Source organism: Streptomyces sp. CA2R106 (assembly GCF_037034245.1).
In the GTDB taxonomy this organism is placed as follows: domain Bacteria; phylum Actinomycetota; class Actinomycetes; order Streptomycetales; family Streptomycetaceae; genus Actinacidiphila.
Genome location: NZ_JBAGKC010000026.1, coordinates 61,439 through 79,827 on the forward strand (window position 1 = coordinate 61,439; position 18,389 = coordinate 79,827).

General features: G+C 73.9%; 18 protein-coding genes and 1 pseudogene. 15 read left to right on the plus strand and 4 right to left on the minus strand.

From position 1 onward, the window contains the following. The first annotated feature begins 2 nt into the window (after positions 1-2). On the plus strand, positions 3-872 hold the full coding sequence (locus WA788_RS28105) for an alpha/beta fold hydrolase (RefSeq protein WP_335981941.1): 870 nt from the start codon (positions 3-5) through the stop codon (positions 870-872). A gap of 65 nt (positions 873-937) precedes the next feature. Here the strand turns inward: WA788_RS28105 and WA788_RS28110 are convergent, their stop codons facing one another. Then, positions 938-1,402, minus strand: a complete 465-nt coding sequence (locus WA788_RS28110) for a MarR family winged helix-turn-helix transcriptional regulator (RefSeq protein WP_335981943.1) — start codon at positions 1,400-1,402, stop codon at positions 938-940. Between the two features lie 137 nt (positions 1,403-1,539). On the opposite strand from WA788_RS28110, the gene WA788_RS28115 reads away from it, so the two are divergent. Next, positions 1,540-2,616 carry an SDR family oxidoreductase gene (locus tag WA788_RS28115; protein WP_335981945.1) on the plus strand — a complete coding sequence of 359 codons (1,077 nt, stop codon included), beginning with the start codon at positions 1,540-1,542 and terminating at the stop codon, positions 2,614-2,616. A 112-nt stretch (positions 2,617-2,728) separates the two neighbouring features. Then, positions 2,729-3,136 (plus strand): DUF779 domain-containing protein, encoded by a 408-nt coding sequence (locus WA788_RS28120; RefSeq protein ID WP_335981947.1) that lies wholly within the window; start codon positions 2,729-2,731, stop codon positions 3,134-3,136. 25 nt (positions 3,137-3,161) lie between these two features. Here WA788_RS28120 and hemE read toward each other — a convergent pair whose 3' ends face one another. Beyond that, positions 3,162-4,277, minus strand: coding sequence for a uroporphyrinogen decarboxylase (hemE, locus tag WA788_RS28125; RefSeq protein ID WP_335981949.1), 1,116 nt, complete (start codon positions 4,275-4,277; stop codon positions 3,162-3,164). Positions 4,278-4,433: 156 nt separating this feature from the next. Beyond that, on the minus strand, positions 4,434-5,516 hold the full coding sequence (locus WA788_RS28130; RefSeq protein ID WP_335981951.1) for an aldo/keto reductase: 1,083 nt from the start codon (positions 5,514-5,516) through the stop codon (positions 4,434-4,436). 127 nt (positions 5,517-5,643) lie between these two features. On the opposite strand from WA788_RS28130, the gene WA788_RS28135 reads away from it, so the two are divergent. The 4 genes and pseudogenes from WA788_RS28135 to WA788_RS28150 all read left to right on the plus strand — a co-directional run bounded on the left by WA788_RS28135 (position 5,644) and on the right by WA788_RS28150 (position 8,336). Then, on the plus strand, positions 5,644-6,477 hold the full coding sequence (locus WA788_RS28135) for a helix-turn-helix domain-containing protein (RefSeq protein WP_335981954.1): 834 nt from the start codon (positions 5,644-5,646) through the stop codon (positions 6,475-6,477). 125 nt (positions 6,478-6,602) lie between these two features. After that, a pseudogene (locus WA788_RS28140) lies at positions 6,603-7,142 on the plus strand (GNAT family N-acetyltransferase); the annotation flags it as partial. Continuing rightward, a complete protein-coding gene (locus WA788_RS28145; RefSeq protein WP_335982025.1) occupies positions 7,122-7,766 on the plus strand; it encodes a hypothetical protein in 645 nt (214 codons plus the stop codon). The pseudogene WA788_RS28140 and the gene WA788_RS28145, both read left to right, overlap by 21 nt. A gap of 78 nt (positions 7,767-7,844) precedes the next feature. Continuing rightward, positions 7,845-8,336 (plus strand): DUF1269 domain-containing protein, encoded by a 492-nt coding sequence (locus WA788_RS28150; RefSeq protein WP_335981955.1) that lies wholly within the window; start codon positions 7,845-7,847, stop codon positions 8,334-8,336. 19 nt (positions 8,337-8,355) lie between these two features. Here WA788_RS28150 and ligD read toward each other — a convergent pair whose 3' ends face one another. Further along, entirely contained in the window at positions 8,356-9,264 is a 909-nt protein-coding gene (ligD, locus tag WA788_RS28155; protein WP_335981957.1) for a non-homologous end-joining DNA ligase, read from the minus strand. A 38-nt stretch (positions 9,265-9,302) separates the two neighbouring features. Between ligD and ku the strand changes: the two genes are divergently transcribed. The 8 genes from ku (at position 9,303) to WA788_RS28195 (ending at position 18,381) form a co-directional block, all read left to right on the plus strand. Beyond that, entirely contained in the window at positions 9,303-10,247 is a 945-nt protein-coding gene (gene ku / locus WA788_RS28160; RefSeq protein ID WP_335981958.1) for a non-homologous end joining protein Ku, read from the plus strand. A gap of 96 nt (positions 10,248-10,343) precedes the next feature. Then, positions 10,344-11,966, plus strand: coding sequence for a DHA2 family efflux MFS transporter permease subunit (locus WA788_RS28165; protein WP_335981960.1), 1,623 nt, complete (start codon positions 10,344-10,346; stop codon positions 11,964-11,966). 17 nt (positions 11,967-11,983) lie between these two features. After that, on the plus strand, positions 11,984-12,598 hold the full coding sequence (locus tag WA788_RS28170; RefSeq protein WP_335981962.1) for an acyl-CoA-like ligand-binding transcription factor: 615 nt from the start codon (positions 11,984-11,986) through the stop codon (positions 12,596-12,598). Between the two features lie 461 nt (positions 12,599-13,059). Continuing rightward, positions 13,060-14,085 (plus strand): amino acid ABC transporter permease, encoded by a 1,026-nt coding sequence (locus tag WA788_RS28175; protein WP_335981964.1) that lies wholly within the window; start codon positions 13,060-13,062, stop codon positions 14,083-14,085. Continuing rightward, positions 14,082-14,930, plus strand: a complete 849-nt coding sequence (locus tag WA788_RS28180; protein WP_335981965.1) for an amino acid ABC transporter ATP-binding protein — start codon at positions 14,082-14,084, stop codon at positions 14,928-14,930. Before WA788_RS28175 ends, WA788_RS28180 begins: the two co-directional genes overlap by 4 nt. Before the next feature lie 161 nt (positions 14,931-15,091). Beyond that, the gene (locus tag WA788_RS28185; protein ID WP_335981967.1) at positions 15,092-16,105 is read left to right on the plus strand and encodes a transporter substrate-binding domain-containing protein; all 1,014 of its coding nucleotides are present in this window, start codon (positions 15,092-15,094) and stop codon (positions 16,103-16,105) included. A 145-nt stretch (positions 16,106-16,250) separates the two neighbouring features. Continuing rightward, entirely contained in the window at positions 16,251-17,006 is a 756-nt protein-coding gene (locus tag WA788_RS28190) for a GNAT family N-acetyltransferase (protein ID WP_335981970.1), read from the plus strand. A 28-nt stretch (positions 17,007-17,034) separates the two neighbouring features. Then, positions 17,035-18,381: an NtaA/DmoA family FMN-dependent monooxygenase gene (locus tag WA788_RS28195; protein WP_335981972.1), complete on the plus strand. Its 1,347-nt coding sequence runs from the start codon at positions 17,035-17,037 to the stop codon at positions 18,379-18,381. The last annotated feature ends 8 nt before the right edge of the window (positions 18,382-18,389 follow it).

An 18,389-nucleotide genomic window follows, 5' to 3' on the forward strand; every position in this document is an offset into this window, starting at 1 on the left:
CCATGCCCACCGACATCGCCCTGCACAGCGTCGAAGCCAACGGCGTCACCCTGAACGTGGCCACCGCCGGCGAAGGCCCCGCCGTACTGCTCCTGCACGGCTTCCCCCACACCTGGCGGCTGTGGACCGACGTGATCGGCGACCTCGCCCGCGACCACCGGGTGATCGCCCCCGACCTGCGATGGCTGAGCGCGCGGAACCCTGAGAGCGGACCCGAGGGCGGATACGGCGACGGCCCCGAGGGCGGATACGACGCCGGCACGCTCGCCGCCGACGCCGAAGCGCTGCTCGCTGCCCTCGGCGAGACCTCCGCCGCCGTGGTCGGCATCGACGCGGGCACCCCGCCCGCCTTCCTGCTGGCGATGCGCCGCCCCGACCTGGTGCGCCGCCTGGTGGTGATGGAATCGCTGCTGGGTACGCTCCCGGGCGCCGAGGACTTCCTCGCCGGCGGCCCGCCGTGGTGGTTCGGCTTCCACGCCGTGCCGGGCCTGGCGGAGGAGGTGCTGACCGGCCACGAGGCGCGCTACATCGGCTGGTTCCTCGACGCGGGCACCCTCGGCCAGGGGCTGCGGGCCGAGGTGCGGGACGCGTTCACGGCCGCGTACACCGGCAGGCCGGCCCTGCGCCGCGCGTTCGGCTTCTATCGGGCGCTGCCGGACACCGCCCGGCAGATCCGGCAGGCCATCGCCCGGACCCGGCTGACCGTACCGACGCTGGCGATCGGCGCGCACCCCGTCGGCGCGGCGCTGGAACGGCAGTTGCGGCCGATCGCCGACGACCTCGCCGGCCACGTGATCGAGGACTGCGGCCACATCATCCCGCTGCACCGGCCGCAGGCGCTGCTCGCGCTGCTGCGGCCGTTCCTCGGCTGAACGCGGGCCCTGCCGCGGGGAGTTCGGCGCCGCGGCGCGAGGGAGCCGCACCCCTCCGGACGCCGCTACGCCGGTTGCGGTGTGTGGCTGTCGAGCAGCTTCGCGAGCAGGAAGTGGAGTTGCTCGCGTTCCGCGGGGTCGAGGCCGGCGAGGAGTTCGTCCTGGACCGCGTCGGCGTGCCGCTGGAGTTCCTCGAGACGCTGCCGGCCGGCGGCGGTCAGGGTGACGACGTTGCGGCGCCGGTTGCCGGGGTCAGGGTGGCGGTCGGCCTGGTGCTGGCTTTCGAGGCGGTCGAGGACGCCGCTGACGTCATTGCGGTCGAGGCCGAGGCGGCGGCCGATATCGGCCTGGCTGAGCGGCCCGTACTCCTCCAGAGCCGCCAGTACGGCGAAGTCCGAGCGAGCCCTCAGCGGCATGCGCTGGGCGGTCAGCCGCGCGCCGAGCGTGGACGCCTTGTTCGCCTGCCAGCTGGCGAGCCCGCGGAGCCGGGCCGGGGGCCGCGGTGCGGTGTCCGTGTCCGTTTCCGTCATCCGGCCATCCTAACCGTTGGACTTCCCAACGCTCCCGAGCTATGTTGGCTTAACCAACGTTGGCCAGGCCAACATATCCGTACGTCGGCGCAGGGACCAGCGGCAGGCTGTCCCGCGCCGCTCCAAGGAGCGATCTCATGAACAGCAGCACCCCAGCCGACCTCTCCGGCCGCAAGGTGGCCGTTCCAGGCGGCACCGGCGCCGTGGGGGAAGGCATCGTCCGCCGATACCTCACCGCCGGTGCGGACGTCGTCGTCCCCACCCGCACCCAGGAGCGGGCCGAGGAGTTCCGGCGCGTGCTCGGTGACGCCGCGACCGACCGCCTGCACCTCTTCGTCCACGACTACACGACGTTCGCCGGCGCCGAGCAGCTCGCCGACGAGATGGTGCGCAGGCTCGGCGGCGTGGACGACGTGGTGGCCCCGATCGGCGGCTGGTGGGCCGGCAGGTCCCTCTGGGAGATCGACGAAGCCGACTGGCAGAGCGCCTTCGTCGGTCTCGCGACCGCGCACATGGCCGTCGCGCGGGCCTTCCTGCCCCGTCTGAGCCCCCGCGGCGCCTACACGCTGATCGTCGGGGAGTCCGCGGTCACGCCGATTCCGGGCAGCGGCCTGGTCAGCATGGAACAGGCCGCCCTGCGGATGATGCAGCAGGTCCTCACCGCCGAACTCGACGGCCGACAGCGGGTCTTCGCCCTACAGCTCGGGCCGGTGGCGACACGCCTGACCGGCGCCGGCGACCCGGACCAGGTGACCGCCGACCAGGTCGGTGAGGTCGCGGTCGCGGCCTCGGCGTCGAAGGAGGCGGGGCGGGAGATCCGGATGCGCAGCCGGGCCGAGGCCGAGGAGGCCCTGGACCTGCTTCGCGGCACCCGGCCCGCGGCGCCCGGCACGGTGCTCGCCGTGTCCACGATGGAGCCCAAGGATGGACGACGCGCCGACCTGCTCGAGGTCCTGGCGGAGCTCGCCGAGCAGATCCGCGCCGAACCGGGCTGCCTGCACTACTCCGTACACCGCACGCGCGGCGAGGACAGCGGTCCCCTGCTGGTGGTCCAGATGTTCGCCTCGATCCAGGCGTTCACCGAGCACAGTGCGAAGGTGGCCGGCCAGATACCGAGGCTCGGCGCACTCCTCGCCACACCCCCCAAGCCTCCCACCCTGTTCGAGCCGGTCCCGCTCGGCGACGGCACGGCCGTCGATCCCCTGCCCGCCTGACGAACCGTCACGTCAGGACGCTCCCGGCGGGCCGACCGCGGCGGTAGCCTCGATGTACGGTGCGGCGCCCGCGGGCCGGCCCGCGCCGACCCGCGAGCAAGGAGGACCGCGCATGACGCCCCCGCTCCCCCACCGCGTCGCCCTCACCCCCGCCGCCGAGCAGCTGCTCGCCCGCCTCACCGCCCGCCACGGCCCGCTGATGTTCCACCAGTCCGGCGGCTGCTGCGACGGCAGCTCCCCCATGTGCTACCCGCGCGGCGAGTTCCGGGTGGGCGCCGCGGACGTGCTGCTCGGGCGGGTCGGGGACGGCGTGCCGTTCTGGATGAGTGCGAGCCAGTTCGCGTACTGGCGCCACACCCACCTCACCGTCGACGTGGTCAAGGGGCGCGGCAGCGGCTTCTCCGTGGAGGCGCCCGAGGGCGTACGGTTCCTGCTGCGCTCCCGCCTGCTCACCGACGAGGAGTCCGACCTCCTCGCGGCCGCCCCGGCCCCGCTCACCGGGGCCGAGGTGGCGGAATAGCCCGCCGGGCGGGCGAGCTGGCGCGTCAGACGGCGGGCGTGCTCCAGGCGCGCACCTGCTCGACCACGGCGCTGACGTGCTCGATGGGCGTGGTCTTCGCGATGCCGTGTCCCAGGTTGAACACGAACGGCCCCCCGCTCAGGCCGCGCAGGATGCGCTCGGTCCCGGCGGCCAGCGCGGGGCCGCCGGCGATCAGGAGCTGGGGATCGAGGTTGCCCTGCACACAGCGGCCCAGCTCGCCTTGGAGCTTGTCCGCCGCCCATGCCAGCGGGACTGTGGAGTCCAGGCCGATGCAGTCCGCGCCGGTCGCCTCGGCGAAGCCGTCGTAGGACAGGCCGGCGCCCCGGGGGAAGGCGATGACGGGCACCTGCGGATACCGGGCCTTCAGCGCGCTGACGACGGCGGCGACCGGCTTGACGCACCAGCGGTCGAAGAGGGCGTCGGGAAGCACCCCGGCCCAGGTGTCGAACAGCTGGACCGCTTCCGCGCCCGCCTCGATCTGGCGGCTGAGGAACTGGATGACGGCCGTCGTCAGCAGGTCGATCAGCGGCTGGAACCCGTCGGGGTCGCCCAGCGCCCACTGCTTGACGACGGAGTGCTCCGAAGCGGCGCCGCCGCGCCCTTCGACCATGTAGGTGGCAATGGTCCACGGCGCGCCGGCGTAGCCGATCAGGGCCACGTCGGCGGGCAGGGCGCGGGTCAGCCGGCGCACCGTCTCGTAGACCGGGGCCAGTTCCTCGTGCAGGCGGGAGGCACTGAGGAACTCGGCGATGTCCGCCGACGAGCGGACCGGCGGCGTCAGGACCGGCCCCTCGCCGGCCCGGTAGTCCAGGGTCTGGCCCAGCGCGGCGGCGACCTGCGGAAGGTCCGCGAACACGATGGCGGCGTCGAGCGGGAAGCGGCGCAGCGGTTGCAGGGTGACCTCGACGGCGTGCTCCGGCGTGGTGCAGAGCCCCACCATGCCGCCCGCCGCGTCACGGACCTTGTGGTACTCCGGCAGGTAGCGCCCGGCCTGCCGCATCAGCCAGACCGGCGGCCGTTCGGTCCGCTCGCCCGCGAGTGCGCGCAGAAGCAGCTTCTTGGCGGGGGCGGTGCCGGACACCGGCTTCGGATCGACTGCGTCCTGAGTACCGATGTTCACGCCGGTCCGTCCTGTCGAGTTGCCCCGGCCGGTATCCACGGGACTCGAGGAGCGGACTCCTGATCCCCTTCCGGGGGCTGTCATCGTAGCAGCGCCCGGTCCGTCCGCCCGCTGCCACGGCGGGCGGACGCTGGGCCGGGCGTCACTGCCCGTGCGTCAGCGGCGGGGCTCGATCCTCAGGTCGCCCGAGGTCACCCGGCGGATGTGCTCGCCGGCCAACATCGTGTGCGGGTAGCCGGGTTCGACGGCGCTCGCGGCCTCCAGCCGGGCCAGCTGGCCGGCGGTGAAGTCCACGTCGAGGGCGCCGAGGTTGTCCGCCAGCTGCGCGGGGGTGCGGGCCCCGACGGTCGACGCCGTCACGCCCGGGTTCTGCAACGTCCAGGCCAGTCCGACCTGCGCGGGCGTACGGCCCAGCTCGGCGGCGACCTCCCGCACGGCGTCGGCGACGGACAGGTTCCGCTCGGTGACGGTGCCCAGGGCCCGGTTGAACTCCTTGCGGTTGCTGTCCTCGCCGTCGGCAGCCGGGGAAGGGGCGGCCGCGCCCTCCTCCAGGTCCTCCCGCCCGTACTTGCCCGTGAGCACCCCGCCCGCCAGCGGCGAGTACGGCACCACGCCGAGCCCCATCTCCCGCGCCATCGGGATCAGGTCGCGCTCACCGGTCCGCTCGATCAGGTTGTACTCGATCTGGAGCGCGACCAGCGGCGCCCACCCGCGCAGGTCGGCGACCGCCTGCATCCACGAGACCTGCCACGCGGGGGCGTTGCTGATCCCGACATAGAGGACCTTGCCCTGCTGGACCAGGTCGGTGAGGCCGCGCAGCACCTCGTCCGCGGAGGTCGTGGAGTCCCAGACGTGCAGGTAGAGCAGGTCGAGGTAGTCCGTGCCGAGCCGGCGCAGGCTCTCCTCCACCGACGCGAACAGGTTCTTGCGGTGGCTGCCGCCGGAGTTCGGGTCGCCCGGGCGGCGCAGCGTGGAGTACTTCGTCGCCAGCACCAGGCTGTCGCGGCGGCCGCGGGCGAACTCGCCGAGCAGCCGCTCGGAGCTGCCTTCGGTGTAGGTGCCGGCGGTGTCGAGGAAGTTGCCGCCGCGGTCCACGTAGTGGTCGAACAGGGCGCGGGACTGGTCCGGCCCGGCGCCCCAGCCCCACTCGGTGCCGAAGGTGGCCGTGCCCAGTGCCAGCGGTGAGACCCGCAGGCCCGAGCGGCCCAGCAGCCGGTAGGTGTCGAGGGTGAGCGGCATGGTGTCCTCCGTAAGTTGTCAGGTGGCCCGGAAGACCGGGACCCTCCAAGGCTGCGACGGCCGCGCACGGGGAGTAAGGGAAGCCGCTTCCTGGGAAGGTCCGTCCCACCCTCGGTGTTGCACCGGCATGACGACCCACACCGTGGACACCGCGCAGGAGCTGGCCGCCTTCCTGCGCGCCCGGCGCGAGCGGCTGGACCCGCGCGACTTCGGCCTGGCCGCGCGCCGCCAGGCCCGGCGCACCCCGGGGCTGCGCCGGGAGGAGGTCGCCGAGCTGGCCGGGGTCAGCGTCGACTACGTCGTACGGCTGGAGCAGGGCCGGGGGCTGCGGCCGTCGTCGGAGGTGGTGGAGGCGCTGGCCCGGGCGCTGCGGCTGCCGGCGGCCGAGCGCGCGTACCTCTTCGACCTGACCCGCCAGCGCCCGCGCGACCCCGGTCCGCCCGCCACCGCCGCGCCGGCCCCGCTGGCGGGCCTGGTCACCGACCTGTCACCGCTCCCGGCACTGCTGCTGAACCACCGCTTCGACATCCTCGCCTGGAACCGCGAGGCGACCCGGCTGCTGCTGGACTTCGCCACCCTGCCCCCGGCCCGGCGCAACGCGATGTGGCTGTGCCTGCGCCATCCGCGGGTCCGCGAGCTGTACGTGGACCGGGACCGGGTACTGCGGGAGGGCGTCGCCCATCTGCGCACCGCGTGGGCGGCGCACCCGCAGGACCGGGCGCTGACCGGCCTGGTCGACGAACTGCTCGCCGCCGACCCGGAGTTCGCGCGGCTGTGGGCCGAGCGGGACGTGAAGGTGACCGGCCGCGGCAGCAAGGTGGTCCGGCACCCGGACGCGGGGCGGATCGCGCTGGACTTCGAGGTCCTCGTGCCGCTCCAGGACCCCGACCAGCGGCTGCTGCTCTTCCGCCCGGCGGACGCCGACAGCCGCGCGGGCCTGGAGCGGCTGTGCGGGGGGTGACCCGCGGCATGCCGTCGCGTGCGGCGACGGCGGGGGTGGGTGCGGCGCGGCGAGGTGCGGCGCCATAGTCCGTCGCACGCGGAACGCGCCCTTCCCCTGGGGAGCCTCGGGTAGGTTGGCGCGCCATGACGTCTGTGCACCCTGCCGCCTGGCCGCCGGCCCCGCTCCGTACCGACCGCCTCGTGCTGCGCGCGGCCGAGGCCCGGGACCGTCCGGCGTTCGTGGAGTTGTTCTCCTCCGAGGAGGTGGGCACCTACGTCGGCGGGGCCCGGCCGCGCGCGGAGCTGGAGCGGGCGATGCCCGAGGTGCCCGGGCAGCGGCCGGGGGTCTTCGTGGTGGAGCTGGACGGCGCGATGATCGGCCTGGTCACGCTCGACCCGCGCGACGCCGAACGGCCCGGCCACGTACGGCCGGAGGGCGGCGAGCCCGAACTCGGCTACATGTTCCTGCCGCGGGCGTGGGGGCACGGCTACGCACCCGAGGCGTGCCGGGCCGCGCTCGGCTGGTGCGCCACCGCGCATCCGGGCGAGCAGGTGGTCCTCACCACCCAGACCGCCAACTCCCGTGCGGTGCGCGTCGCGACGAAGCTGGGGTTCACCGCGGCGGGGCGGTTCGAGGAGTACGGCGCCGAGCAGTGGTTCGGCATCTGGTCCCCGCCCGCGCCGGGGCCGGTCACCGCCGACGACGTGGCGCTGGCCGTACGCCTGTCGGTGCACACCCTGGGCAAGGTGCCGGCCGACGGCTGGGAGCGGCCGGCGGGCGAGCTGACCTGGTCCTGCTGGGAGACCGTGGAGCACCTGGCCGACGACCTGTTCGCGTACGCCCTCCAACTCGGCCCGGCGACACCGCCGTTGACGACACATGTGCCGGTCTCCTGGCGGCAGGAGCGGCCGGACGGGCCGACCAGCACCGTCTTCGTGGCGCGCACGGAGGGCCCGGCCGGGCTGCTCCAGGCGCTGGAGGCGTGCGGCGCGCTGCTGGTGGCGATGGTGCGGGTGACCGCGCCGGAGGTGCGCGCGCACCACGTGTTCGGCGCCGCGGACCCCGAGGGGTTCGGGGCGATGGGTGTCGTGGAGGCGCTGGTGCACACCCATGACGTGGCGGCCGCGTTCGGGCTGCCGTGGCAGCCGCCGGCCGACCTGTGCGCGCGGACGCTGCACCGGCTCTTCCCGGACGCCCCCGCGGACGCCGAGCCGTGGCCGGCGCTGCTGTGGTCGACCGGCCGCATCGAACTGCCCGGCCGGGCGCGGCTGGAGAAGTGGCACTGGCACGGGGAGCCGCGCGGCTGACCCGCCCCACCAGGACGTGCCGACAATTCGGACATAGGGTTCCTCACGTCGTGCACGCCACGCCCCGAGGAGGCCCCGATGTCCGAACTCATCGTGATCGGTTACGACGACCACGCCACCGCCGAGCGCGCCTACGAGCAGGTCCAGCAGCTCCAGCAGGACTACGTGGTGAACCTCAACGGGCTCGCCGTGGTCTCGGTGGACGCGGAGGGCCGGACCCATGTCGACACCCCCAGCAAGATCGTCGGGGTGTCGGCGGCCTCGGGCGCGGTGTGGGGCATGGTCTTCGGCCTGCTCTTCCTGGTGCCCGGCCTCGGCCTGCTGGCGGGGGCGGCCATGGGCGGGCTGCTCGGCAAGCTGGGCAAGTCCGGGATCGACGACCAGTTCCGCGGCCAGGTGCAGGAGATGCTCAAGCCGGGCACGTCGGCGGTGGTGGTGATGGCGTCGAAGATCACCGAGGACAAGTTCGCCGACGCGATGGGCTCCTACGGCGGGACCGTGCTGAAGACGTCGCTCAACGACGAGGACGAGAAGGAGCTGGCGGAGCACCTGGCGGGCGCCCAGCAGTAGGCGGGCCGGTCCCCGGCCCTCACCCCGGCAGCTCGCCCGCGCCGCCCCCCTCGCCCTCGTCGAGCAGCGCGGCGAGCGCGTCGCCGACCTCCGCCAGCCGGTCGGGCATGTCGCCGATCGTGAGGGCGAGGCGGTCGGGCGCGGAGGCCTCGGCGACCGCTTCGGCCACTTCGTCCCAGGTCAGCGGCGCGGAGACGGTCGGCCGGTCGCGGGCGCGGACCGTGTACGGCACGGCGGTGGTCTTGCTCGCCGAGTTCTGGGACCAGTCGATGAAGACCCGCCCGGCGCGGTCCGCCTTCGCCATCCGCGACACCACCCGGCGCGGGTCCGCCGCCTCCAGCTCGCGGGCGACCGTCCTGGCGTAGGCCCGCGCCCGGTCGGGCGTGGCGCCGCGCAGCGCGGCCAGCAGGTGCAGCCCCTTGGCGCCGCTGGTCTTGGCCCAGGCGGCGATGCCGTCGGCGGCCAGCCGCTCGCGCAGGTCCAGAGCGACCCGGCAGCAGTCGGCGACGGTGCAGCCCGGGCCCGGGTCGAGGTCGAGCACCAGCCGGTCGGCGGTGTCCGGGTCGGCGGCGCGCCACTGCGGGGTGTGGATCTCCACGCAGGAGAGGTTGCCGGACCAGACGAGGGTGGCGAGGTCGTTCACCTCGACCTGGTCCATCAGCTCGCCGCTGCTGCGGACGCGCGCGGTGGTCGTCACCCACTCGGGCGTACCCGCGGGCGGGCGTTTCTGGAAGAAGCGCTGGCCGTCCACGCCGTCGGGGGTGCGCACGAAGCTGGCCAGCCGCCCGCTGGTGTGCGGCAGCAGGAGGTCGGCGACGGCGGCGTAGTACGCGAGCAGCTCCGCCTTGGTGGTGCCGGTCGCCGGCCACAGCACGCGGTCGAGGTGGGTGAGCCTGATCCGGTGGCCCTCGACCTCGGTGATCGGCATACCATAAACATCCCACAACCTGACATAAAGGACACGCCATGCGCAGCGTCTGGTCGGGCAACCTCGCCTTCGGTCTGGTCTCGATACCGGTGAAGCTCGGCTCCGCCGTCTCCAGCCACAAGGTCAGCTTCCGGCAGATTCACCTGGCCGACCAGGGCCGGGTCCGCTACCAGAAGACCTGCGAGCTGGACGAGGAGGTGCTGACCGCCTCGGACATCGGGCGCGCCTACGAGACGCCCGACGACCAGCTCGTCCAGGTCACCGACTCCGACCTCCAGGCGCTGCCGCTGCCGACCGCGAAGACCATCGAGGTCAGCGGCTTCGTGGACCTGGCGTCGGTGGACTCGATGCAGCTCGACACGCCGTACTTCCTGGCGCCCGCCTCGGCCGGGGCGAACAAGCCCTACGTCCTGATGCGCGAGGCGCTGGAGCGTTCCGGGAAGGCGGCGGTGGGCAAGTTCGCGATGCGCAACTCCGAGCACCTGGCGCTCGTCACCCCGCGCGACGACGTGCTGCTGCTCCAGACGCTGCGCTGGCCGGACGAGCTGAACAACCCCGCGGAGGCGGCGCCCAAGGGCAGCGTCAAGATCAGCGACTCCGAGCTGAAGCTCGCCGACACCCTGATCGAAGCGCTCGGCGAGGCCGACCTGACCGCCTACCACGACGAGTACGCGCAGGCCGTGGAGGCCATGGTGACCGCCAAGTTGGAGGGCGCGGAGCCGCCGACCGTGTCCGAGGAGGGCGGCGGCGGCAAGGTCGTGGACCTGATGGCGGCGCTGCGCGCCTCCGTGGAGCAGGCCAAGCCGTCCGGCGAGCAGGCCGGGGGGCCCTCCCGCGGGCCTGCCCGCGGCGCGAAGAAGGCGGCGTCGTCCAAGCGCGCGGGCGCGAAGAAGACCGCGGCCAAGAAGAGCGCCGCCAAGTCCGGCGCCGGCAAGAAGACCGCCGCGAAGAAGACCGCGTCCTCCGGGCGCAAGGCGAGTTGACGGTCCGTTCGACCCGAAGGCCCTCGTCAAAATGAGAGACGACAACTTTTTGGGAGTGTACTGTCTTTTTATAGACGACTCCCAGGAGGCTGCCCCATGTCGACTCACGAGACCGTCACCACACCCCCTCTCGCCGACTCGCCACGCCGCTGGCTGGCCCTGGCCGCCCTGACGCTGAGCGTGCTGGTCATCGGGCTCGACGGCACCGTCATCAACGTCGCCCTGCCCACGCTCGCCGGTGAACTCGGCGCCGACAGCGCCCAGTTGCAGTGGATAGGCGGCGGCTACCTGCTGGCCCTGTCCGTGGTGATGCTGCCGGTCGGGCTGCTCGGCGACCGCTACGGCCACAAGCGCCTGCTCGTCGGCGGGATCACGCTCTTCGGCCTCGCCTCGCTCGCCGGGACGAAGGCCGCGACGCCGGGCGAACTGATCGCGGTGCGCACCGTACTCGGCGCGGGCGCCGCGATGATCATGCCGCTGTCGATGGCGATCCTGCCGCGGATCTTCTCCCGCCAGGAGCTGCCGAAGGCGATCGCCACCTGGACCGCCGCCACCGCGCTGGGCATGCCGGCCGGCCCACTGGTCGGCGGCTGGCTGCTCAACCACTACTGGTGGGGTGCGGTGTTCGTCTTCAACGTGCCGGTCGCCGCGGTCGCGCTGGTGGCCGCGGTGTGGCTGCTGCCCGGCGACCGCGACCGGGCGCCCGCGGCCGGTGCCGTCCCGTTCGACGCCGCCGGCACCGTGCTGAGCACCGTCGGCATCACCGCCCTGGTCTACGGCACGATCCTGGTGCCGGACGACGGCTGGGGCAGCCCGCGGGTGCTCGCCGGGATCGTCGGCGGCGCCGCGGTGCTGGCCGGCTTCCTCGTACGGCAGCGGCGGACCGCGCACCCGCTGGTCGACCTGGGCCTGTTCGCCGACCGCGCTTTCCGCTGGGGAACCCTGCTCGCGGTGTTCGTCAACTTCGCGGTGATGGGCATCCTGTTCGTCGTGCCGCAGTACCTCCAGTCGGTGCTCGGACACGACGCGTTCGGCACCGGTCTGCGCATCCTTCCGCTGATCGCCGGGCTGATGGTCGCCGCCGCCGCGAGCGAGCCGGTCGCGAACCGCTTCGGGCCGCGCCTGGTGATCCCCGCCGGGCTGCTGCTGCTCGCCACCGGCACCCTGCTCGGCGCGACCACCACGGCGGGCGACGGCTACGGCACCGCCGCACTGTGGCTGGCCCTGATCGGCGTCGGTTTCGGCACCGCGATGGTGCCCGCGACCGGGCTGGTCATGGGATCGCTGCCCGCCGAGCGCTCGGGGCAGGGCACCAGCCTCCTGGAGACCGTCCAGCAGGTCGGCGGCGTCCTCGGGGTGGCCGCCCTGGGCAGCGTGCTCAGTTCCGGCTACCTCGGCCGGCTCGACACCGACCGGCTGGACCCCGCCGCCGCGCGTGCCGCCCGCGACTCGGTCACCGGCGCGGACGCGGTCGCCGCCCGGCTGCACGACGGCCGCCTGCTCGGCTCCGCGCACGCCGCGTTCACGCACGGCATGGACCTGGTGCTGCTGACCTGCGGCGCCTGCGCGGCACTCGCGGCCGTACTCGGGCTGCTGCTGCTCCCCCGGAGGGCGCCGGCCGCGCCCGCCGCCGACCTCGCCGGCTCCCCTGCCCGGCCCGTCCTCCCGGCGCCCGCCGCGGCCGACACGGCGGACGGGGTGGCCGCGGGCGGCGCCTGACCCGGACAATCGACGGCATGAGCAGCGCAGAGGAGACCCCGGCCGTGGCGGCGCCGAGCCTGCGGGAGCGCAAGAAACAGCGCACCCGCGAGGCGATCCGGCGGGAGGCGTACCGGCTCTTCGCCGAGCAGGGGTACGAAGCCACCACCGTCGACCAGATCGCCGAGGCGGCCGAGGTCTCCCCGAGCACCTTCTTCCGGTACTACCCGACCAAGGAGGACGTGGTCCTCGTCGACGACTACGACTCGGTGCTCGCCGACGCGCTGCTGGCCCGCCCGGCCGGCGAGCCGATCATGGACTCCCTGCTGGCCGCGCTCACCGGCTCCTTCGGCCCGGTCATCAAGTCCGACCTGGACGAGCTGCTGCTGCGCACCCGGCTCGGCTTCAACGACCCGGCGATCAGGGCCCGTTCGTGGGACGAGTTGCAGCGCAGCCAGGACCGGCTGGCCGAGGTGATCATGGCGCGCACCGGCCGCGGCCCCGACGACCTCCACGTCCACGCCGCGGCCGCCGCGATCATGGCCGTGTCCACCGCCGTGGTGCGCTACTGGGTCGAACGCGACGGCGCGCCGGACCTGCCGTCCCTGTACGAGGCGCCCTTCCGCATGCTCGCCGAGGGCCTGCGGCTCTGACCGGCCCGCCGGGCGGGTTTTTGAACGGGGCGTGAAACCCGGCGGGGGAAAACCGTACAGACGGGGGTGTAACGGCGGGGGCGTCGTTGACACCTGTCAGGGCGCTGCCTACGGTGACGGCCGGGTCGAGGCGATGCCGCCCGGCCGTGGTGGAGTGACGCGAGGCCCGCGACGACGGGCGGGCGAGGTGGGCGGGATGGACGCGGCGAACGGCTCGGAGCGGTGTCGCTGCCGCTATCCGCACCGCCCGGTCCTGGCCCGGCACATCGACCTGCTGCGCGTCAGCAGCGCACTCTGTCGGCGCTGAACCCGCCCGGGCCGCAGGCCCGCCCAGGTACCCGCACCAGCCGCCCGCACGTTCCCCACCTCCCCCGCCGCCGTCCGCCGCCGCGTGTGCCGCCCTCCCGGGTGGACGACGCTCGGTGCGCCGCGGCCGCCCCTCCCCGCGCCGGAGTCGCCAGATGACCGACCTGCCCCGCGCCGCCGCCCAGCCCGCCGAGGCCCCACCCTCCGACGGCCCGCTCCCTGACGACGCGCCCTCCGGCGACGCGCTCGGTGGCCGCGAACACGCCGACGCAGAGCGGGTGGTGCCGCTGCGCCACCCCCTGCGGTGGGTGCTGACCGCGGCCGTGCTGGTGGTCGTCGCGCAGATCGGCCACGGCCTGGTCACCAACCCCTTCTTCCAGTGGAGCAGGTTCCGCTACTGGTTCCTGCGGCCGGTGATCCTCGACGGCCTCGGCATCACGCTCCAGGTCACCGCCTGGAGCGCGGTGTTCGGGCTGCTCGCCGGGATCGTGCTGGCGCTCGCCCGGATGTCGCGCAGCCCGGTGCTGCGGATCGCCAGTTGGGTGTACGTGTGGCTCTTCCGCTCGGTGCCGCTGATCGTGGTGCTGCTCTTCCTGGCCAACTTCCAGGCGCTGTACGCCACTTTGAGCCTCGGGGTGCCGTTCGGGCCGCACTTCGTGGACTTCGACGAGTCCAGGGCGGCGACCAGCATGGTGGTCGCGGTGGTCGGCGTCAGCCTCAACGAGGCCGCGTACGCCGCCGAGGTGGTGCGCGGCGGGCTGCTCTCGGTGGACCAGGGCCAGCACGAGGCGGCGGCCGCACTCGGGCTGCCGCGCCGCTACCAGTTCACCCGGATCATCTTCCCGCAGGCGCTGCGCGCGATCGTGCCGGCCTACGTCAACCAGCTCATCGGGCTGGTCAAGAGCACCTCGCTGGTCTTCTACGTCTCGCTGCTCGACGTCTTCGGCCGGGTCGAGACGCTGGGCAGCACCTACCCGAGCGACATCGTGCCGCTGCTGCTGGTCGCGACAGTCTGGTACGTGGTGTTGACGAGCGTGGTGTCGGTGGCGCAGTTCTACGTCGAGCGGTACTTCTCCCGCGGCGCGCTGCGGACCCTGCCGCCGACGCCCCTGCAACGGGTGCGCGCCGCGCTCCTGGACGTACGGGCGCGGGCCCGCTTCGCGGCGGGAGCGGCCCGATGAGCGCGGCGGAGCAGACGGGCGGGATCGCGGCCGAACGGACCGAGCAGGCTGAACGGGCCGAATGGACCCCTGCCGACGCGGCCCGGCCGGCCGCGGTGACCGTGCGGGGCGCGTACAAGCGGTTCGGCGCGCAGCAGGTGCTCGCCGGGGTGGACCTGACGGTGCCGGCCGGCGAGGTCACGGTGATCCTCGGGCCGTCCGGCTCGGGCAAGTCCACGCTGCTGCGGGCGATCAACCACCTGGAGAAGCTGGACGCCGGGCACGTCGAGGTCGGCGGTGAGCCGATCGGGGTGCGGCGCCACCGCGGCCGGTTCAAGGAGCTGGGTGAGCGGGCGATCCTGGCGCAGCGCGCCCGGATCGGCTTCGTCTTCCAGAACTTCAACCTCTTCCCGCACCTGACCGTGCTGGAGAACGTGGCCGCCGCGCCCGTGGCAACCGGCCGCAGCACCCGGACCAAGGCCCGCGCGGCCGCCCGGGAGCTGCTGGAGCGGGTCGGACTGGGCGACCGGGCCGAGGCGTATCCGCGGCAGCTGTCCGGCGGGCAGCAGCAGCGGGTGGCGATCGCGCGGGCGCTGGCCCTGGAGCCCGGCGTGATCCTCTTCGACGAGCCGACCTCCGCGCTCGACCCCGAGCTGGTCGGCGAGGTGCTGGCGGTGATCAAGGGCCTGGCCACGGGCGGCACCACGCTGATCGTGGTCACCCACGAGATCGGCTTCGCCCGGGAGGTCGCCGACAGCGCCGTCTTCCTGGACGGGGGCCGGGTGGTGGAGCACGGGCCGCCCGCGCAGGTGCTGTCGGCGCCGCGCCACCCCAGGACCCGGGAGTTCCTCAGCCGTGTCCTGTGAGCCGCCGCCCGGGCCGTGCCGGCCGTATCCGCCGGGCCCGCCGCACCCGTAGGCCGTACGCAGGCCCGTCAGTCCCGGTCCCGACACCGACACCGGTACGCCCGTATGCCCCGTAACTCCGTACGCCCGTATGCCTGTTGCCCCTGCCAAGGAAGGCCGCCATGCCCCGTACCGCTTCCCGCCTCGCCCTGAGCGCCGCCGCCGCGGCCACCCTCCTGCTGGGCCTGACCGGCTGCGGCAGCGGCAGCGGCGGTTCGTCCGCCGCGGCCGCGGCGGACGCCAAGGGCACGGTGACGGTCGGCGCGCTGTCCAACGGCGCCGCCCACCAGACCACCCTGAAGGTGCCCGAGGTGGCCGCGATCCGCGCCGAACTGCCCGCGGCCGTGCGCAAGCGCGGCCAGTTGGTGGTGGGCCTGGGCTTCCTGCCGGCCGGCTCCCCGCCGATCGGCTACACCGGCACCGACCAGAAGACCCTCACCGGCTCCGAGCCCGACCTCGGCCGGCTGGTCGCGGCGGTCTTCGGACTCAAGCCGGTGCTCACCAACGCCACCTGGGACAACCTCTTCATCGGCATCGACAGCGGCAAGACCGATGTCGGCTTCTCCAACATCACCGACACCGAGCAGCGCAAGCAGAAGTACGACTTCGCCAGCTACCGGCAGGACAACCTCGGCTTCGAGGTCCGCAAGGACGACTCCTGGACGTTCACCGGCGACTACCGCCAGCTGGCGGGCAAGACGGTCGCGGTCGGCTCCGGCACCAACCAGGAGAAGATCCTGCTGGAGTGGCAGGCCCGGCTCAAGGCAGCCGGCAAGAAGCTCACCATCAAGTACTACCAGGAGGCGAACAGCACCTACCTGGCGCTCAACTCCCACCGGATCGACGCCTACTTCGCGCCGAACCCCAGCGTCGCCTACCACGTCGCCAAGACCGCGGGCAGCCCGCAGGCCACCCGCAGCGCGGGCACCTACTCCGGTGCCGGGGCGAGCCTGCAAGGGCTGATCTGCGCCACCACCAAGAAGGACGACGGCCTGGCGAAACCGCTGGCCGACGCCATCAACTACCTGGTCACCCATGGCCAGTACGCGAAGTGGCTGGCCGCGTGGAACCTCAGCGACGAGGCGGTGGACCGCTCGCTCGTCAACCCGCCCGGGCTGCCGCTGAGCAACTCCTGACCGCGGGGCCCGGGACTTTCCGCGGCCCGGTCCGGCGTTGTCCCGCGAGAGCACGCACCGGCCGGCGCCCCCGGCGCCGGCCGCACCGCACCGCACCGCACCGCACCGCACCGCACCGCACCAGGAACGGAGAGGCACCGCCCCCATGTCGACCAGCCCGCACACCACGCCCCCGCCGCCGCACGCACCCCGCCCGCAGCACCCGGCGCCCGGCGCGCACGTCCTGGACAACCCCGCCTGGGCCTCGCTGAGCGGCCCGCACCGCCACCTGGCGGAGCTCGCCGGCCGTGCGGGCCGCTACCGCACCGACGTGTCGCCCTTCGTCGCGCTCGCCGACGCGGCCGACCCGCGCGCGTGGGCCGACCTGGCCGCACTGGTCGGGCCGGGCAACTCCTTCACCGCCGCCGGGCTCGCCGACCTGCCCGCCGGGTGGAGCGGCAGCGACCCGATCCCGGGCGTGCAGCTGGTGGCGACCACGCTGCGCGGCGTGCCGGACCCCGAGGCGGTACGGCTCGGGCCGGCGGACGTGCCCGAGATGCTCGACCTGGTCGCGCGCACCCAGCCGGGCCCCTTCCTGCCCCGCACCGTCGAGATGGGCGCGTACTACGGCATCCGCCGCGCGGGCGCGCTCGTGGCGATGGCCGGGGAGCGGCTGCGCCCGCCGGGCTGGACCGAGATCAGCGCGGTGTGCACCGACCCGGCCCACCGCGGGCAGGGCCTGGCCGGGCGGCTGGTCCGCCACACCGCGGCCGGGATCGGCGCCCGCGGCGACACCCCGTTCCTGCACGCCGCCGCCTCGAACACCCCCGCCATCGCCCTGTACGAGGCGCTCGGCTTCACCCTGCGCCGCACCACCGTCTTCCGCCAGGTCACCGTGCCCGGCCCGACCGCCACCCCATGACCCGCCCGAGCCGGAGGAGCACACGCCGATGAGCACGCAGCCGAAGCAGATCCATCTCGCCGCCCACTTCCCGGGCGTCAACAACACCACCGTGTGGAGCGACCCCGAGGCCGGCAGCCACATCGCGTTCGACTCCTTCGCCCGCTTCGCCCGCACCGCCGAGCGCGCGAAGTTCGACTTCCTCTTCCTCGCCGAGGGCCTGCGGCTGCGCGAACAGGGCGGCCGGATCTACGACCTGGATGTGGTCGGCCGCCCCGACACCTTCACGGTGCTCGCCGCGCTGGCCGCCGTCACCGAGCGGATCGGGCTGGCCGGCACCATCAACTCCACCTTCAACGAACCCTACGAGGTGGCCCGGCAGTTCGCGTCGCTGGACCACCTGTCGGCCGGGCGCGCGGCCTGGAACGTGGTCACCTCCTGGGACGCCTTCACCGGTGAGAACTTCCGCCGGGGCGGCTTCCTCGAACAGGCCGACCGCTACACGCGCGCCGAGCAGTTCCTGCGCACCGCACAGGAGTTGTTCGACTCATGGCGCGGCGGTGAGATCGCCGCCGACCGCTCGTCCGGCCGCTTCCTGGCCGACCCGGCCGCGGGCTCCTTCCGGCACAAGGACGAGCACTTCGCCATCGAGGGGCGCTTCAACGTGCCGCGCAGCCCGCAGGGCCGCCCGGTTGTCTTCCAGGCCGGGGACTCCGACGAGGGGCGGGAGTTCGCGGCCCGCTCGGCCGACGCGATCTTCAGCCGGCACGCCGAACTCGAGGCCGGCCAGGCGTTCTACCGCGACGTGAAGGGCCGGCTCGCGAAGTACGGCCGCACCCCTGAGGAGTTGCTGATCCTGCCCGCGGCGACCTTCGTGCTCGGTGACACCGACGCGCAGGCGCAGGACGCCGCCCAAGAGGTGCGCCGGGCCCAGGTCAGCGGCCAGACCGCGATCAAGCTGCTCGAACAGGTCTGGAACCGCGACCTGTCGGCCTACGACCCGGACGGCCCGCTGCCGGACGTCGACCCCGACCCGGGCGAGCACACCCTCGCCCGCGGCCGGGCCAGCGTCCGGATGGTCCGCGACCCGCTGGCCGTCGCCCGCGAGTACCGCGAACTGGCCGCGGCCGAACACCTGTCGATCCGGGACCTGGTGATCAGGACCAGCGCGCGCCAGACCTTCATCGGCTCGCCGCAGACGGTGGCCGCGGCGATCGACGCGTACGTCCAGGCCGACGCGAGCGACGGGTTCATCCTGGTGCCCCACGTCACCCCCGGCGGCCTGGACGCCTTCGCCGACACGGTGGTGCCGCTGCTCCAGGAGCGCGGGGTCTTCCGCACCGAGTACGCCGGCACGACGCTCCGCGACCACCTCGGGCTCGCCCCGCGCCCCTGACGCCGCCG

Coding starts and splice junctions, on each gene's coding strand:
- WA788_RS28105 (WP_335981941.1), top strand. CDS start 3: ATGCCCACCGACATCGCCCTGCACAGCGTCGAAGCCAACGGCGTCACC.
- WA788_RS28110 (WP_335981943.1), bottom strand. CDS start 1,402: ATGACGGAAACGGACACGGACACCGCACCGCGGCCCCCGGCCCGGCTC.
- WA788_RS28115 (WP_335981945.1), top strand. CDS start 1,540: ATGAACAGCAGCACCCCAGCCGACCTCTCCGGCCGCAAGGTGGCCGTT.
- WA788_RS28120 (WP_335981947.1), top strand. CDS start 2,729: ATGACGCCCCCGCTCCCCCACCGCGTCGCCCTCACCCCCGCCGCCGAG.
- WA788_RS28130 (WP_335981951.1), bottom strand. CDS start 5,516: ATGCCGCTCACCCTCGACACCTACCGGCTGCTGGGCCGCTCGGGCCTG.
- WA788_RS28135 (WP_335981954.1), top strand. CDS start 5,644: ATGACGACCCACACCGTGGACACCGCGCAGGAGCTGGCCGCCTTCCTG.
- WA788_RS28150 (WP_335981955.1), top strand. CDS start 7,845: ATGTCCGAACTCATCGTGATCGGTTACGACGACCACGCCACCGCCGAG.
- ligD (WP_335981957.1), bottom strand. CDS start 9,264: ATGCCGATCACCGAGGTCGAGGGCCACCGGATCAGGCTCACCCACCTC.
- ku (WP_335981958.1), top strand. CDS start 9,303: ATGCGCAGCGTCTGGTCGGGCAACCTCGCCTTCGGTCTGGTCTCGATA.
- WA788_RS28165 (WP_335981960.1), top strand. CDS start 10,344: ATGTCGACTCACGAGACCGTCACCACACCCCCTCTCGCCGACTCGCCA.
- WA788_RS28170 (WP_335981962.1), top strand. CDS start 11,984: ATGAGCAGCGCAGAGGAGACCCCGGCCGTGGCGGCGCCGAGCCTGCGG.
- WA788_RS28175 (WP_335981964.1), top strand. CDS start 13,060: ATGACCGACCTGCCCCGCGCCGCCGCCCAGCCCGCCGAGGCCCCACCC.
- WA788_RS28180 (WP_335981965.1), top strand. CDS start 14,082: ATGAGCGCGGCGGAGCAGACGGGCGGGATCGCGGCCGAACGGACCGAG.
- WA788_RS28185 (WP_335981967.1), top strand. CDS start 15,092: ATGCCCCGTACCGCTTCCCGCCTCGCCCTGAGCGCCGCCGCCGCGGCC.
- WA788_RS28190 (WP_335981970.1), top strand. CDS start 16,251: ATGTCGACCAGCCCGCACACCACGCCCCCGCCGCCGCACGCACCCCGC.
- WA788_RS28195 (WP_335981972.1), top strand. CDS start 17,035: ATGAGCACGCAGCCGAAGCAGATCCATCTCGCCGCCCACTTCCCGGGC.